This is a genomic window from Micromonospora sp. CA-249363, assembly GCF_050950185.1.
In the GTDB taxonomy this organism is placed as follows: Bacteria; Actinomycetota; Actinomycetes; order Mycobacteriales; family Micromonosporaceae; genus Micromonospora.
Window position 1 is genome coordinate 5,303,026 of the sequence record NZ_CP192020.1, and the last position, 15,523, is coordinate 5,318,548.

The 15,523-nt window shown below is 70.7% G+C and carries 14 protein-coding genes and 1 other RNA gene; 4 read left to right on the forward strand and 11 right to left on the reverse strand.

The annotated features are described in order from the left end of the window. Positions 1–254: 254 nt before the first annotated feature. Positions 255–1,316, forward strand: a complete 1,062-nt coding sequence (locus tag ACQPZK_RS23490; protein ID WP_433535057.1) for a YaaC family protein — start codon at positions 255–257, stop codon at positions 1,314–1,316. Positions 1,317–1,939: 623 nt separating this feature from the next. Here ACQPZK_RS23490 and rnpB read toward each other — a convergent pair. The 3 genes from rnpB to ACQPZK_RS23505 all read right to left on the reverse strand — a co-directional run bounded on the left by rnpB (position 1,940) and on the right by ACQPZK_RS23505 (position 4,106). Further along, positions 1,940–2,356, reverse strand: an RNA gene (gene rnpB / locus ACQPZK_RS23495) — RNase P RNA component class A. Between the two features lie 203 nt (positions 2,357–2,559). Then, positions 2,560–3,516: a threonine/serine dehydratase gene (locus tag ACQPZK_RS23500; protein WP_433535058.1), complete on the reverse strand. Its 957-nt coding sequence runs from the start codon at positions 3,514–3,516 to the stop codon at positions 2,560–2,562. Positions 3,517–3,572: 56 nt separating this feature from the next. After that, positions 3,573–4,106 (reverse strand): hypothetical protein, encoded by a 534-nt coding sequence (locus ACQPZK_RS23505; RefSeq protein WP_433535059.1) that lies wholly within the window; start codon positions 4,104–4,106, stop codon positions 3,573–3,575. Between the two features lie 151 nt (positions 4,107–4,257). Here ACQPZK_RS23505 and ACQPZK_RS23510 point away from each other — a divergent pair, with 151 nt between their 5' ends. After that, positions 4,258–5,019 carry a sulfite exporter TauE/SafE family protein gene (locus ACQPZK_RS23510; protein ID WP_433535060.1) on the forward strand — a complete coding sequence of 254 codons (762 nt, stop codon included), beginning with the start codon at positions 4,258–4,260 and terminating at the stop codon, positions 5,017–5,019. Between the two features lie 107 nt (positions 5,020–5,126). Here the strand turns inward: ACQPZK_RS23510 and ACQPZK_RS23515 are convergent, their stop codons facing one another. Beyond that, positions 5,127–6,359, reverse strand: a complete 1,233-nt coding sequence (locus ACQPZK_RS23515) for an MFS transporter (protein ID WP_433535061.1) — start codon at positions 6,357–6,359, stop codon at positions 5,127–5,129. A gap of 54 nt (positions 6,360–6,413) precedes the next feature. Here ACQPZK_RS23515 and ACQPZK_RS23520 point away from each other — a divergent pair, with 54 nt between their 5' ends. Continuing rightward, entirely contained in the window at positions 6,414–6,872 is a 459-nt protein-coding gene (locus tag ACQPZK_RS23520) for a MarR family winged helix-turn-helix transcriptional regulator (protein WP_433535062.1), read from the forward strand. Positions 6,873–7,592: 720 nt separating this feature from the next. Here the strand turns inward: ACQPZK_RS23520 and mctP are convergent. The 7 genes from mctP to ACQPZK_RS23555 form a co-directional block, all read right to left on the reverse strand. Beyond that, complete coding sequence (gene mctP, locus ACQPZK_RS23525) at positions 7,593–9,242, reverse strand: monocarboxylate uptake permease MctP (RefSeq protein WP_433535063.1); 1,650 nt, start codon at positions 9,240–9,242, stop codon at positions 7,593–7,595. Then, the gene (locus ACQPZK_RS23530) at positions 9,242–9,484 is read right to left on the reverse strand and encodes a DUF3311 domain-containing protein (protein WP_433535064.1); all 243 of its coding nucleotides are present in this window, start codon (positions 9,482–9,484) and stop codon (positions 9,242–9,244) included. Before ACQPZK_RS23530 ends, mctP begins: the two co-directional genes overlap by 1 nt. Positions 9,485–9,623: 139 nt before the next feature. Then, positions 9,624–10,781 (reverse strand): bifunctional RNase H/acid phosphatase, encoded by a 1,158-nt coding sequence (locus tag ACQPZK_RS23535; protein ID WP_433535065.1) that lies wholly within the window; start codon positions 10,779–10,781, stop codon positions 9,624–9,626. A gap of 3 nt (positions 10,782–10,784) precedes the next feature. Next, positions 10,785–11,522, reverse strand: a complete 738-nt coding sequence (locus ACQPZK_RS23540; RefSeq protein WP_433535066.1) for a zinc ribbon domain-containing protein — start codon at positions 11,520–11,522, stop codon at positions 10,785–10,787. Beyond that, positions 11,512–12,348, reverse strand: coding sequence for a Nif3-like dinuclear metal center hexameric protein (locus ACQPZK_RS23545; protein ID WP_433539289.1), 837 nt, complete (start codon positions 12,346–12,348; stop codon positions 11,512–11,514). Before ACQPZK_RS23545 ends, ACQPZK_RS23540 begins: the two co-directional genes overlap by 11 nt. Before the next feature lie 197 nt (positions 12,349–12,545). Further along, positions 12,546–13,121 (reverse strand): flavoprotein, encoded by a 576-nt coding sequence (locus ACQPZK_RS23550; RefSeq protein WP_433535067.1) that lies wholly within the window; start codon positions 13,119–13,121, stop codon positions 12,546–12,548. A gap of 13 nt (positions 13,122–13,134) precedes the next feature. Beyond that, positions 13,135–14,364, reverse strand: a complete 1,230-nt coding sequence (locus tag ACQPZK_RS23555) for a helix-turn-helix domain-containing protein (protein ID WP_433535068.1) — start codon at positions 14,362–14,364, stop codon at positions 13,135–13,137. A 247-nt stretch (positions 14,365–14,611) separates the two neighbouring features. Here ACQPZK_RS23555 and ACQPZK_RS23560 point away from each other — a divergent pair, with 247 nt between their 5' ends. Then, positions 14,612–15,283, forward strand: a complete 672-nt coding sequence (locus tag ACQPZK_RS23560; RefSeq protein ID WP_355051440.1) for a bifunctional DNA primase/polymerase — start codon at positions 14,612–14,614, stop codon at positions 15,281–15,283. The last annotated feature ends 240 nt before the right edge of the window (positions 15,284–15,523 follow it).

The window sequence follows — 15,523 nt, forward strand, 5'->3', positions numbered from 1 at the left end:
AGGTCGTAGAACATGAGGGTGGCCGCTTCGATGCGGATGCCGACGCGGCGGCCGCCGAGGATCTCTGCGGCCAGGATGATGTGTTGGCCCAGGGAGACGCCTCCGCCTCGGTTGACGCAGCGTTCGACCTCGATGGCGTCGCCGTCCTCGATCGGTGGCAGGGTGCGGGGGCGGCCGGGACGGCGCCCTGACGGCGATACCGATGCGCCGATGCGTCGGCCGTGCCTTAACCACTTGCGGCCATTGGAGACGGCATGGACCCTATGAAGGCAAATCAAGGTGGCGATGACGCGCTGACGGAGGGAGCCGAAGTGGCGGCTGCTGGGACAGCCCTGAGGAACCTTCGAGCTCTCCGGTACGACCCTCCTGGCTATGCCAAGCAGGGTGCACGAAGGACTACCTTTCAGTCAGCGCTAGAACAGTGTGAGCAGTTTCTAGCGGCAGCAACCGAAGCCGGCTACGCCACACGCTCGGTGCAACTGTTCTACGCTCTGTCTCAGGCAGGGCGCGCTATGGTAGCAGCCTCGCCGCGCATTGGTAACCAGGCGTGGAGGGTGAGCGGGCACGGCCTGTCCGCGAAGACAGATGTTTCGCTCGCGGCAGACGTCAGCGTGACCGCCGCCAGATCTGGCCTATTCCCCGCAGTTGCCTCGGCGCTAGGCATCGAAGCCTTGGCAGCCGGTGAACCCGCAGCGCTTAGCGACCTTTGGCCACTGCTGCCCGAGGCGGCTTTCGTTCCCCTCACAAACGAGGTCGCACGGCCGGTGTTGCGGTTCTTTCCGGGCGGATTTCCCTATTCTGAAGTCTTCTCGCAGGCGGAAGTCTATTGGATTCCTAAGCAAGTGCGCGACCTGTACGGGGAGGACCACTTGCAGGTCAAGCACTACCTCAACAGCTATCCCTCCCTAGCGGACTGCACGATACGGCTAGAGCAGCCCATGAAAAAGCTCAGGTGGAGCGAAGCGGGACCTGGACTACGCCTCGACGTTGAGTGGCGCCGGAACATGGGCTCTCCACCGCTGATGCTTGCAGACAACAAGACTACAGTCGATCTAGGCATAGCCAAATACAGGGCGGCCGATGACTGCTTCATTACTCCGAGAGTCGGCTCGATGTCGAGCGGACTCCATCCTTTCCTGGCACTATGGGCGTCGTTGCTGGCACTTTCCTCGCTGGCGCGATACGAACCCGCCCTATGGTCGAAGATGATCGATATTGACAGGTCGGCGGAGGCCAACGCTATTGAGCATCTCCTAGAGGAGGCGATTACGTCCGTTCCTGCCGTAGTCGAGTATTTGATGTCAACCCTCAAGTAGGCGAATTTCGGATCGCTCTTGCGAAGTTTCAGTCGCCATGGTGATTCAGCATGTGCCCTGACACGACACTCACTCTCCTTGCTATTGCCGATTTCCTCTGTTCTAGATCAAGGCACCGCGCTCCGCGTGGTGCGGGGCGGCAAGCCCGGCCGGCGGTGGAGCTGGTGCCGGCGACCCGGTGATCCGTTGGCAAGTCAGTCCCGGGGTTGGACTGGCGCGGCAGACGAAAGCCCCGACATCCGACCAGAGCGGCCCCGCTGGCTTCCGTCACGGCCTCGCTGAGGCTAGTTCCTCTTCCCGTGGGGGCGGTGTCCCGGCGGCTGTCGGTGGCTTACCGCCCCGGCGCCGTAGGCGGCCGGGGCGGCTTGCCGCAGGACGTGCCCGACCTCCACGACAGCCGGCGGCACACCGGCAGAGCCCACGCACTACCGAATGGCCCTCAAGACGAAGGCGGGGCGTAGGCCGGATCTGAGGTCCGCTGAGCCAGCACTCAGGCCGTGGCCAGGCCGTCTCAGGCCGTGGCCAGGCCGTCAAACGCCACCCAACGATGACCAAGGTCAACCAACAGCACCGGATAAACAGCCAGCTCAGAGCCTTGATCAGGTCTCTGAGCTGGTGGGCGACGGACGAGTCGACCTGTACGCCGGATTCTGTGCTCGGCGCGTACCCCGAGGGGTTTCGCGCCGGCGGCGGCCATCCATCTCGGCCTGCCGTTGCCGGCAGGCTCTAGCGGCCTACCCGCAGACATCGGGCGGGCAGCCCTCAAGCGTCTGCGCCGGGTCGTCATCTTGCGGTGACGGCCCTTGCTTGGCCTTGCTCCGGGTGGGGTTTACCGAGCCACCCCGGTCACCCGGGGTGCTGGTGGGCTCTTACCCCACCGTTTCACCCTTACCGTCCCCGTTGGGGTCGGCGGTCTGTTTTCTGTGGCACTGTCCCGCGGGTCGCCCCGGGTTGCCGTTAACAACCACCCTGCCCTGTGGAGTCCGGACGTTCCTCGGCGGCGGGCATCAGCCCGCCGACGCGACCGCCCGGTCGACTCGTCCGTCGCGCTCCCATCCTAACGGCGCGATGGGGACGCCCCATTCCGCCCGGCTCGGCACGGCCGATGACGATGGACCGGGGCGGCCGACGAGGGCGAGACAGCCGGGACGACGCAGGAACAAACGCCGCCCGCCGGCCGAGGAGGTGCCCACCAAAGCGGCACGCTTGATCCGTCGCATGCCATGGGACAACTCGAGGGCGCTCAGGCCCCCAGGCGCGCCGTCCACGACGTCACGTCGGCGACCGTGGAGTTGCCGCCGCAGAGCACGAGACCCAACCGGGCGTCGTCACCCACCTGCTCCCGCACCTGTCGGGCGGCCGGGAGCAGGCATCCGGCGGCCGGCTCGGCCCAGACCTTCGCGTGCTCGGCCAGCTCCACCGTCCCGCGCACCGCCTCGGCGTCGGAGACGACGAGCACATCGTTCACCAGGGCGGTCACGTGGTCGTAGGTGAGCTGCGAGACGGTCGGCGCGCTCAGCGTGGTGACGATCGACGACAGCGGCACTTCGACCGGCCCGCCCTTGGCCAGGGCCTGCGACATCGCCTGCGCGCCCTCGGTCTCCACGCCCCAGACCCGTACCCCCGGCCGGCGTGCCCGCAGCGCCGCGGCCACCCCGGAGATCAGCGCCCCACCGCCGACGCTGACCAGCACGTCGGTCAACTCACCGGCGTCGTCGGCGAACTCCAGTCCGACCGTGCCCTGTCCGGCGAGCACCACCGGGTCGTCGAACGGGTGCAGCAGGGTCAGTCCGTCCTCCCGCAGCCGGGACATGAGCGCGAACGCGGCGGACATGCCGTCGGTCAGATGAACGTCGGCGCCGGCCGCGCGGGCCACCTCGATGGCACGCGCCGGCGCCGTCCGGGGCATCACCACGGTCGCCGCCACGCCCAGGGCGCCGGCCATCACCGCGACCGCGATGCCGTGGTTGCCGCCGCTGACCGCCAGCACGCCCGCCGCCCGCTCGGCGTCGTCCAGGACGAGCAGCTTCGCCGCTGCGCCGCGCGCCTTGAACGACCCGGTACGTTGCAGCAGTTCCAGCTTGGCGGTGACGGGCACGCCGAGCAGCTCGGACAGGCCGGGGCTGGGCACTGTCGGTGTGTGAACCACGTGGCCGGCGATCCGGCCGGCGGCCGCCTCGATGTCCGCGAGTTCGATCATCGCTGAAGCGTGCCATAGCAGCGGCACGGGTCAGACCGCGGATCAGGAGCAGACGATCAGCGGTACCGGCTGAGCAATTCCGGCCGAAGGTCGACGCCTGCCGTGGTGGACACCGAATAGATGTCCCGGAGGCGCAGCGCGGAGAAGTCTTCCCGCTGGTATTCGGAGATCAACGAGAACATGACCTTGCCCTCCGGTATCCAATACTGTTCGAGGGAGGCCACCTGCTCCCGCCTGACGTGATAGATCTCCACGCCCCCGCTGACGAGCCGGTCGGCCACCTCCTCGAACGGCACCCGAGGCGGGAAGTGCCCGTACCGGCTGAGGATCGCCTCGGGGACGAAGTCATCGAAGCGATGCACCTGCCAGAGTTTGACGTCGACGTAATCACAGATCCACTCGCCCGACCCGTCATGGAAGTTGGCATCGACGAACCCGAACTGCCGCACCAGGTGGCGGTCGGTCCACGAGGCCTCATGGAAGTCGGAGCCCAGTACGCCCGGCCAGTCGTCCGGGCGGGAGCCGAGACCGACGCCGAGGACCGTGCCGGTGACCGCGACGTCCGCGAGGAAATCCAGATGTGAGGGCATCCCCCTAGTCCACACCCAGCTTCCGGAGCCGACCGAGCCACCCCGGCCGACCTGCTGGACGAGGGGTACGCCGACGTTCGGCGTCGGCGCGCGGGCGATTAGCCGGCCGATCGTGCGGGGCTTCAGTCGGCCGGGCTAGCCTCGTGGGGTTATGGATCTCTCCCACGCCGCGCTGCTGCTCGCCGCCGGTCTCGCCGCGGGCACTGTCAACGCGGTGGCCGGTGGTGGTTCGTTGATCACTTTTCCGGCGATGATCGCGGTCGGGTTGCCGCCGGTGCCGGCGAACGTCAGCAACTCCGTCGCCGTCTTTCCCGGGTACGTCGCCAGTGTCGCGGGCAGCCGCCAGGACCTGCCGCGCCCCCGCGCGCTCGCCACGTTGGTGCCCACCACGATCGTCGGCACGATCGTCGGGGCGCTGCTGTTGCTGGCGACTCCGGCCCGCGCGTTCGAGCTGGTCGTACCCTTCCTGGTTCTCGGCGCGACCGCGGTCCTGGCCTTCCAGGACCCGCTGCGCCGGCTGGTCGGTCACCCCCGGGACCTGTCGCCACGCCAGCGGACGGTCGCGGTCCAGACGATGGTCGCGCTCGGCGCGGTGTACGGCGGGTACTTCGGCGCGGCGCTCGGGGTGATGCTGGTCGCCGGCCTGGCTCTGGTGCTCGACGCGACCCTGGCCCGGGTGAGCGCGATCAAGAATCTGCTCTCGGCCGTGGTGGGGTTGACCACGCTCGTGATTTTCGCCCTGTTCGGCCCACTGAACTGGGCGGTGGTCGCGGTGGTCGCGCCCGCCACGCTCCTTGGGGGGTACGCGGGCGCCCGGCTCGTCCGCCGGCTGCCGCCGGTGGTGCTCAAGACGCTGATCGTGGTGTTCGGTACGACGATCGGCCTCTTCCTGCTCTACCGCGCCCTGCGCTGACGCTGCGCCATCCAAGATCTGCACAACTACCGGAAAACTGCTGCCTCCCACGACGCTGAAGCAGCAGTTTCCCCGATAGTGCGCGGATCTTTGGCACCCGGGGCCCCTCAGTAGGCCTCGCCGACCGGCTCCTCGGGCGCGTGCTCGGTGTCGGCGGCGGCCCGGTTCCAGCGCGACCACAGGACCCGTTCGCCGTAGCCGGCGGCCATCACGTGCGCGAACGCCAGGTAGACCAGCACCCCGACGGCGAGCACCCCGAACCCGACCCAGAACGGCAGCGCCAGGGACTGCTCGGCGAGCTTGCCGGAGATGATCGGCGCGGGCGCGGCGGCGCCCCAGCGGACCAGGTTGAACGCGCCGGTGGCGAGCCGGCGGTCGTTGGAGCCGAGGCCGAGCGCCAGGTCGGTGAGGTTGGCGTTGGCGAGGCCCATGCACAGGCCGGCGAGGACCAGCACCACGAGCGCCTCGGCGGTGCTGGTGGAGGTCGCGAACAGGACCATGCAGACCAGCAGCCCGGCGATGGCCACGCCGACGGTCTGGACCGCGCCGATCCGGTGGGCCAGGCGGTGGCCGATCAGCAGGATGCCGGTGGCCAGGCCGAGCCCCCAGCCGGTGAACGCGAGCCCCAGCGGAATCACGTCCAGGCCCAGGAAGAGCGGCGTGTAGCCGAGGACGACGAAGAACACGAAGTTGTACGCGGCGGTGACCACGCACAGCGCGACGAACGCCGGGCGGCGGTAGGTGGCGAAGATCTGGCCGAGGCGTACCGGCGCCTGACGGTTGGTGGGTTCGCGCAGCTTGCGGGCGGCCACGCCGAGGGCGAGGACCATGAACACGCCGCACACGAAGAACGGCAGCCGCCAGCTCACCTCGCCGAGCAGGCCACCGATCAGCGGGCCGACGGCGAACCCGAGCCCGAGGGCGGTCTCGAAGAGGCCCACCACCCACTCCCGGTCGACGGCCAAGTTGACCAGTACCACCATGGCCGTGGCGAAGAACATCGCGTTGCCGAGGCCCCACACGCCGCGCAGCACGGAGAGCTGCACGATGTTGTTGCTGAACGAGGCGAGGATGGCGGCCAGGCCGACCACCGAGACACCGGTGATCAACACCGGCTTGAAGCCGAACCGGCCGCTGGCGAGCGTCGCCGGGATCATGCCCAGGGCCATGACCGCGATGTACGCGGTGAACAGCAGCTCGACCTGCCAGGCGGTGACCCCGATCGCCTCGCCGATGGCGGGCAGGATCGGATCGACGACGGCGATGCCGGCGATGGCGAGGAAAGCCACAAGCGTGGTGGCGTAGATGGCACTGCGGTTTGGTTCGGATGACCGATCCACTCCGACTCCCCAAGTAGCTGTATCGTACAGGTATTTATCCTGTATCCTACAGCTATGAGCGACGACGACGAGAGCACCCTCGGACTGATCGAGACCGAGGTGGCCCTACTGATGCGCTTCGGCGAGGCCACCCGGCGGGCCTCCGGGTCCGCCGAGCACCGGGTGCTCGACCGCGCGGCGTACGTCATCCTGCGGCACCTCGACGCCGCCGGCCCGCAGAACGTCTCCGCGCTCGCCGCGCGCCTCAACCTGGACGGCTCGACGGTGACCCGGCAGGTCTCCGCCCTGCAACGCGACGGCCTCATCGCCCGCGCCCCCGACCCGACGGACGGGCGCGGCACGGTCATCTCCCCCACGACCGCAGGCCTGCAACGGATGGCCGCCGTGCGGGCGGCCCGCACCCGCCTCTACGGCGATATGCTGTCCGACTGGAGCCCCGAAGACCGCGCCACGCTGGCCGCGCTGCTAGGCCGCCTCAACCAGGCCCTGGTAAACCGCAACCGCCAACGCTGACCGTCAAGATCCGCACAACTTCACCGATGCTGCTGTCTCCGGCCCGCCTGAGGCAGCAACATCCCCGAAGTTGCGCACACCCCACCCCAGCCCCAGCCCCAGCCCCAGCCCCAGCCCCAGCCCCAGCCCCAGCCCCAGCCCCAGCCCCAGCCCCAGCCCCAGCCCCAGCCCCAGCCCCAGCGATCTTGCACTTTCTGTGCCGACAAGTGCCGCACAATGCCCTAAATCGACAACCGAAAGTGCAAGATCGGCGCGGAGGGATGTCGCCTTGCTGGAGCCCGGGGGTGGTGGGTGGTGGACAAGCGCTTTGGAGCTGATGCCGCCAACGAGTCACCCCGCAGGAGACCCACCCCGATTCGTTTGTGACATCAACTCCAAAGCGCCTGAAGCACACCGGGCCGGGTCAGGCGAGCCCACGCCGTCAGACCAGCCCACGCCGTCGGACCAGCCCACGCCGTCAGACCAGCCCACACCGTCAGACCAGCCCAGGGTGCCGGGCCAGTGCGGCCGGCCGCCAACCCAGCCCGGCCGCGGACTCAGGCCAGACCACCTGGCCAGCCCAAGCCGCCAGACCAGCCCAGGGTGCCAGGCCAGCCCAGGGTGCCGGACCAGCCCAGGGTGCCGGGCCAGCCCGGCCGCCGACCCAGGCCAGACCAGACAGGCAGACGCACCCGCCCGGCGGACGATGACCTGAGCATCGGCAGCCGGGCGGGTCAGCGGTCAGGCGACCGGCTCGCGCGCTGAGTCGGCGTCGCGTTCGGCGCCGGGGGTGACGCGCGGGTCGCCCTCGTCGGCGAAGTAGTCGTCCGGCTCGGTGCCGTCGACTCCGTCGGGCGTCTTCAGAGCCCGCAGGATCAGCGTCAGCAGGGCGGCGACGGCCAGGTTGACCAGCACCGCCACGATGCCCACGTAGATCGTCTTGGGCGTGTCGAAGCCGAACTTCTCCAGCGGGAACGCCGAGCCTCCGAAGTGCTTCCGGGTGGGGCTGGCGACCTGGTACAGCATCCACATGCCGAGGCCCATGCCGGCGACCCAGCCGGCGATCAGGGCGGTGCGGTGGAACCAGCGGGTGTAGAGGCCCAGCGCCACCGCCGGCAGCGTCTGGAGGATGATGACGCCGCCGATGAGCTGGAGGTCGATCGAGAACTGCGGGTCGAGGAACACGATGCAGGCGACCGCGCCGACCTTGACCACCAGTGAGGTGATCTTCGAGACGTTGGCCTCCTGGGCCGGGGAGGCGTCCTTCTTCAGGTACTCCTTGTAGATGTTGCGGGTGAACAGGTTCGCCGCCGCGATCGACATGATCGCCGCCGGCACCAGCGCGCCGATGCCGATGGCCGCGTACGCGACGCCGGCGAACCAGTCCGGGAACTGCTGGTCGAACAGCAGCGGGACGATGGTGTTGTTGTCCACGCTCCCGGCGGATGCGCCCGGCAGCGGCTTCACGCCGGCCGCGATGGCCATGTAGCCGAGCAGCGCGATCAGTCCGAGCAGCAGGCTGTACGCGGGCAGCGCCGACATGTTGCGCTTGATCACGTCACGGTTCCGGCTGGCCAGTACGCCGGTGATGCTGTGCGGGTAGAGGAACAGGGCCAGCGCCGACCCGAACGCCAGGGTGACGTACTGGAGCTGGTTGTTGCCGTTGAGCAGGATGCCGTCGTTCGGGTTGGGTGACGCCTGGAACTTCGCGTCCGCCGCGTCGAAGATGTCGCCCCAGCCGCCGAGCTTGTACGGCAGGTAGATGACCGCCACCAGGATCACGATGTAGATCAGGCTGTCCTTGACGAACGCGATCAGCGCGGGCGCGCGCAGCCCCGACTGGTAGGTGTACGCGGCGAGGATGGCGAACGCGATGATGATCGGCAGGTGCCGGGCCAGGGTGCTGTCGCCCGTCACGCCCATCGTCTTGAGCACCGCCTCGATGCCGACCAGTTGCAGCGCGATGTACGGCATGGTGGCCACGATCCCGGTGATCGCGATCAGCAGCGCCAGCACGGGCGAGTCGAACCGCCGACGGACGAAGTCGGCCGGGGTGACGAAGCCGTGCCGGTGCGAGACCGACCAGAGCCGGATCAGCACCAGGAAGACCAGCGGGTAGACCACGATCGTGTACGGCACGGCGAAGAACCCGGCCGCCCCCGCTCCGAACATCAGGGCCGGCACCGCCACGAAGGTGTACGCCGTGTAGAGGTCACCGCCGACCAGGAACCAGGTGATCCAGCCGCCGAAGCTGCGCCCGCCCAGACCCCACTCGTCGAGGTGCGCCATGTCCTTCGGCGCGCGCCAGCGGGCGGCCACGAAACCCATCGCGCTGACCAGCAGGAACAGCAGCGAGAAGACGATGATCTCGGTGAGATGGTCGCGCCACATCAGCGGGTCCCCCGCTTCTTCGTCACCTGGTAGACCAGCGTCGTGGTGGAGACGCCGAGCAGGATCCAGGCGAGTTGCAGCCAGTAGTAGCGCGGGAATCCGAAGATCCGGGGCGCGTCACTGTTGAAGAACGCCGGGACCAGCGGCACCACGATGGGGATCAGGAGCAACCAGTTCCAGGGGCTGTGGTCCTTCGCCCTGGATGACGCCGTGGTAGGCGCCTCCGGTTCGGGTGCAGCCATCTGACACACCTCCGGGGAGTCGAGGCACTCGATGTAACGGCCGGAGGCTACGACTCTGTGACCGCCGTCACGATCAGGGCGCGGACGGCTCTGCGCCGAACGGCGCATCGGCTGCGCCGAACGGCGGGGGGCGTGCTGCTCAGGCGGCGGGCAGGTGCGCGGTGTCGTTGACCGTGCGGACGGCGATGCCGCCGTCGGGCCACAGGTCGAGCACCGAGATGCCGGCCGCGTCCAGGAAGAGCCGGTGCAGGAAGCTGTCGGTGGCGGCGAGGGCGTCGCGCAGCGCCAGCTTGATCGGCGAGACGTGCGAGACGACCACCACGGTCTCTCCGGGGTACGCCTTCGGCAGCGCGTCGACGACCCGGTGGACACGTTCCGCGACGTGGGTGAACGACTCGCCGCCCGGCGGGGCGATCCGCGGCGACGCGAGCCACGCGTCCATCTCCCCCGGCCACTGCTGGCGTACCTCGGCGAAGGTGCGCCCCTCCCACTGCCCGAAGTCGCACTCGATGAGGTCGGCCTCGGTGCGGACCGGCACGTCACCGATCGCCTCGGCGATCGCCGCCGCGGTGGCCGTACACCGGGACAGGGGTGAGCTGAGCACGGCCGCGACGGACGGGGCGAGGGCGGCCACGCGCGCGCCGGTGGCCGCGGCCTGGGCCCGGCCGCGCTCGGAGAGTGGCACGTCGCCGCGGCCGGAGTAGCGGCCCTGCTCGGTGTACGCGGTCTCGCCGTGCCGCACGAGGATCAGGCGGGTCGCCGTGAAGCTCGGACGGGGCTCCCAGGAGGCGGGCGCGGTCGCCGGATCGCTGCCCGTCGACGCGCCCCCGGCCGGCGCGCTGGCCGAGGCCGGCGTGCCGAGGGACGCCGACGGGGTGGGTCGGCCGGCGGCGGCGTCCATCGCGGCGTTGGCGAGCGCGTCGGCGTGCCGGTTCTGCTCGCGGGGGATCCAGGTGAAGCGGACCGCGCCGAAGCGGCCCACCAGCGCGGCCGCCTGCGCGGCGAGCGGACGCAGGCCGGGGTGCTTGATCTGCCACCGGCCGCACATCTGCTCGACGACCAGCTTGGAGTCCATCCGGACGTCCACCTCGGCGGCGTCCAGCTCGGCGGCGGCCCGCAGACCGGCGATCAGGCCCTGGTACTCGGCGACGTTGTTGGTCGCCGTGCCCAACGACTCGGAGCGCTCGGCGAGCACCTCGCCGGTCTCCGGGTCACGGACCACCGCGCCGTAGCCGGCCGGTCCGGGGTTGCCCCGGGACCCGCCGTCGGCCTCGACGACGACCACGCGCGGCGCCACGACCTACAGACCCGACTCGTTGGTACGGACCATGATCCGCCGGCAGTCCTCGCAGCGGACCACGTCGTCCGGGGCGGCCTTGCGGATGCGAGCCAGGTCGGCGCCGGAGAGGTCCAGCCGGCAGCCGCCGCAGCGGCCGGCGGTGAGCAGCGCCGCGCCCAGCCCGGTGTCCTCGCGGATCTTGTCGTAGAGGGTGACCAGCTCGCCGGGGAGGTCGGCCGCGAGCGGCTGCCGTGCGCCCCGCTTGAACTCCTCCTCCTTGGCGATCTCGGCCAGCGCGTCGTCCCGGCGCTGCTCGGTGGCGGCCCGCTTCTCCCGGGCGTCGGCCAACCGCTGCTCCACGCCGTCGAGGACGCCCTGGGCGGTCTCCCGCTGCTCCATCAGCTCCAGCTCGGCGTCCTCCAGGTCACCCTGACGCCGGTTCAGCGAGGCCAGCTCGTGCTGGAGCGCCTCCAGCTCCCGGGCCGGGCCGGTGCCGGCGGCGAGCCGGTTCTGGTCCTTCTCCTTGCGGGCGCGGACCTGCTCGACGTCCTTCTCCAGGCGGGCGATGTCCCGGTCCAGGTCGTCGACCGCCACCTGGGCGCGCACCCGCTCGTCCTCCAGCGACGACAGTTCCCGGGCCAGTGCCTCCAGTTCGGCCCGCTCCGGCAGCGACCGGCGGCGGTGCGCGAGCTGGGCGAGGTTGGTGTCGAGCGCCTGAAGATCGAGCAGGCGGCGCTGGACCTGGGGGTCAGCCTTCACGGTCGGGCTCCTTGTCGTCCACAACGGGTGCGGCGGCGTGCACGGTCCACGGGTCGGTGTCCAGGTCGGACACCAGCGTCTCGACGCCCGGCGCCTTCCGGAGGAAGGCGGCCAGGTCATCCAGCCACGGTCGCTCGGTCGCCCAGTGGGCGGCCTCGATCAGGGCGGGACCATCGGCGGCGACGTGCTCGCTGGCCGGGTGGTGCCGCAGGTCGGAGGTGAGAAACGCGTCCACCCCGGCGGCGGTCGCGGCGCCGAGGAAGCTGTCCCCCGACCCGCCGCTGACGGCGAGGGTACGAACCATACGCCGGGGATCGCCCGCGGCGCGAACTCCCCAGGACGTGACGGGAAGCACGGCGGCGGCGTGCCGGGTCAGCTCGGCGAGGGTCATCGGGTGGGGCAGCTCCCCGATCCGACCGAAGCCACGATCGTCGCCGGAGGCCGCAGAGCCGGGCGCGGGCCGTTGCAGCGGGCGCAGCCCGGTCAGGCCGAACCGGGCGGCCAGGGCGTCGGAGACGCCCGGCGAGGCCACGTCGGCGTTGGTGTGCGCCGCGTACAGCGCCACGCCGGCCCGGATCAGGTCATGGATGATCCGCCCCTTGACGGTCGTGGCCGCTACCGACGACACCCCGCGCAACAGCAGCGGATGGTGCGCGACGATCATGTCGGCCTCGACGGTCAGTGCCTCGGCGACCGTCTCGGGCACCACGTCGACCACGCACAGCACCCGGCGGACCGGGGCGGTCGGCTCGCCGAGCACCAGGCCGACACGATCCCACTCCTCGGCCCAGACGGGCGGATAGCGGCGCTCCAGCTCGGCCACCACGTCGCTCACCGTGGGGCCGGATCCGCTTGTGCTCACGGCGGGCCAGCTTACCGGCGCGGAGGCCCGCAGGCGGTGACACCCGGCCCTGGCCGCGTCGGCCGGCGGTCCGACCGGCCCTCGCTGGCCGCGAACTGGCGACGCCGCGCGAGCCGCCGGTGCGGCAGCGCCGCCGACGCGCCCGGGCCCGGCGGGCCGGCTCAGGCGGCGCGGTACGCGACGGTCCGCAGGGCCGCCAGCGGCATTGCCCAGGGGAAGGCGTGCATGTGCTGCTCGCCCGTACCGGGTGGGTGCAGGGCGACCACATGGTCGCCGAAGAGCACCGTGATCCCCCAGTCCGCCAGCCGGGCGACGCCGGCCCGGAACGCCGGGTGGGCGGCCATCGCGACGTTTGTGTACGGCACGGCGACGATCGGGATGCCCCTGCCCTGCGCCTCGACGAGGAGGCCGAGCGCGAGGGTGTCGGCGATGCCGGCCGCCCACTTGTTGACCGTGTTGACGGTCGCCGGGCAGACGACCATGGCGTCGGCGGGCGGCAGCACGTCCGGGTCACCGGGATTCTTGTAGTGCGTCCGTACCGGGTGGCCGGTCTGACGGACCAGGGCCGCCTGGTCGACGAACTTCGCGCCGTCCGGCGTGGTGACCACGCAGACGTCCCAGTCGTCGGCCTGGGCCAACTCCACCAGGCGTCCGACGTGACGGGCCAACGGCGAACCGCAGGCGATGACGTAGAGCACCGCGCGGTGCTCGCTGGTGTGTGGTTGGCCGGTCGTCACACCGGCTCCGCGCTCATACCCCTACTCCCATTTGCTCAGCCAACTCCGCTACCGGAGAAGGCGGCGCACCCCGTGTGCGACGAAGGACGTCGGACATCACCTCGTGGGCGATCGGTCGGCAGCGGATCTCCGAGGGCGCGAGCCGGTCACCGAGCAGCAGCATCTCGCCGGCGTTGGCGACGTCGCCGATCTGGGCGTACCCGCGGGCGATGTCGAGCAGGTGGTGCGCCCTGCGCTCGGGCAGCAGCGCGTTGAAGTCGGGCTCGGCGATGCGCAACTGGTGGACCTCCACCGCGCGGCCCCCGTCGCCCAGCTCGACAGCGGCGGCGGCCCGGTGCAGCTCGACGTTCGTCGGGCCGAACGACGTCCAGTAGTGGTTGTGGTCGCCGCCGAGCAGGGTCGCGGCCTCCTGCGCACAGTTGATCAGGTCGTCGACGCTTGCCGAGTCGCCGATCCGGGACGCGGCCATGGCCCCCTGCAACAGCAGCATCCCGTAGACGGACAGCCGGGCCGGCGAGACGTCGTTGCCGCCGCCGGGGGCCAGCCGGTTGGCGATCTGCACGTTCAGCTCCAGCGCCGGCCGGGCCCGGCCCATGGCGACCAGGGCGTTGCAGACCCGCGTGGTGGCGATGCCGGCCAGCAGCGGGTCGTCGGCACGCTGGGCGACCGCCATCGACCGGTCGGCGGCCAGCCAGGCCAGCTCGAACTCGCCGAGCTTGCGCAGCACCGAGGAGGCGATCTGGTAGACCTGCCCGAGCAGGTGCGCGGCCTCCGGCGCCTGCGCCCCGCTGTAGGCGGCGTCGGCGGCCTGCGCGTCGCGCAGCAGCTTGGGCAGCGCGCGGGTGAGCATCCCGTAGCGGCCGTACTGGTAGGTGAGCCAGGCGTGGTTGACGGCCTTGCGCATGTCGTCCAGCGGGGGCGGGTACGGCACGGCGTCGAAGTACGCGCTCATCGAGTCGTACCGTTCGAGGGCCGCCCGGATCTCCTGCACCTCGATCTGGTCGATGCAGTTCAGGGCGTCCGTACGCCGCTCGGGGTCGCGGCCCAGCAGCAGCTGCACGTCCATCTGGAGGATGTCGGCGATCTCGTAGAGGACCGAGAACTTGTCCAGCCGGCGGACGCCCCGCTCGACCTTGTCGACCCAGCTCTTCGACTTGCCCAGGCGGTCCGCGAAGACCTGCTGCGACATCTTGCGTCGCCCCCGCCAGTAGGCCACTCGCCGTCCAATGGGTAGCTCGTCCATCTCCCCATCCCTCCCCTGCCGCCGCCGATCGGGCGGGGGCGATGTCCGCGGGTGCGGCGATCAGTCGTTCGTCTTGCAGTTTCCGCTGGTCGCACAGCCTGTACGTCAGCCGGACAGCCAGTCCTCGTACTTTTCGTGCAAGTTGCACGAGCCGTTCGTCAACCTCAACGATCGTGGGTTACGGCAGTGACGGTGCTCGAAATGCGACCTGGCGTCCGCCGGGCCCGACCGAGGGGAGATGGCACACATGTGGGGGAATGTCGGACCACGCGTCGCCGAACTGTCGCCGCTGGAGCGCGTCCGGCTGCGCCGGGTCGCCATCCGGTACGCCGTACACGGGTGGGAGGTGACGCCCGGCGCCTGCCTCGCCCGCAGCAGGTTCGTGTGCGGTCGGGCCGGCTGCCCCACGGTGGGCTGCCACCCCGCGCTGGAGAACTGGGAGCTGGCCGCCACCACCGACCCGGCCCGGGTGGCCACCTGGTGGCGGACGCGCCCACACGGCGTGCTGCTGCCCACCGGGCGGACCTTCGACGTGCTGGAGGTGCCCGCGCACCTCGGCCGGCACGTGCTCGACGCGGTGCAGACCCACCCGGCCGGCACCGGCGTACGCGGGCCCGTGCTGGTCACCCCCACCGGCCGGTGGATGTTCCTGGTGCGACCGGGCGACCCGCTGCGGCCGGAGTTGGAGCACTGCTTCCACGTCGTCCGGCACGGCCCGGGCTCGTGGATCCCCGCGCCGCCGACCCGGCTGCCCGAGGGCACCGTCCGCTGGGCGGTCGCCCCGGAGCAGGCCCGCTGGCAGCTTCCCGACTCGTACCTGGTGCAGAACACCCTGATCGAGGCGCTGCGCGCCAGCGGAGTGACGCTCACCCACGACCTGCTCCCCGGACACCTGCCGCTGCCCCGCCGGGGCAGGTGAGCCGGGGCCGGCCGGCGATGCGATCCGATCCGGTGACCGACAACGTCGCCGGGCCACCGGTCCTCGTTGAGCAGGTGACGGCGCGAACGCGCGCCACGAACGGGGGAACGATGTCCACTCACGACCGGTCGCCGTATCCCGGTGGCACCGAGCCGCCCCGCCGCGGCCAACGAGGGCACCGCTGGGCCGGCACCCGCCCCACCGGCTCCCGCCCCGGCCGCCCACGCCCCACCGGCGCCC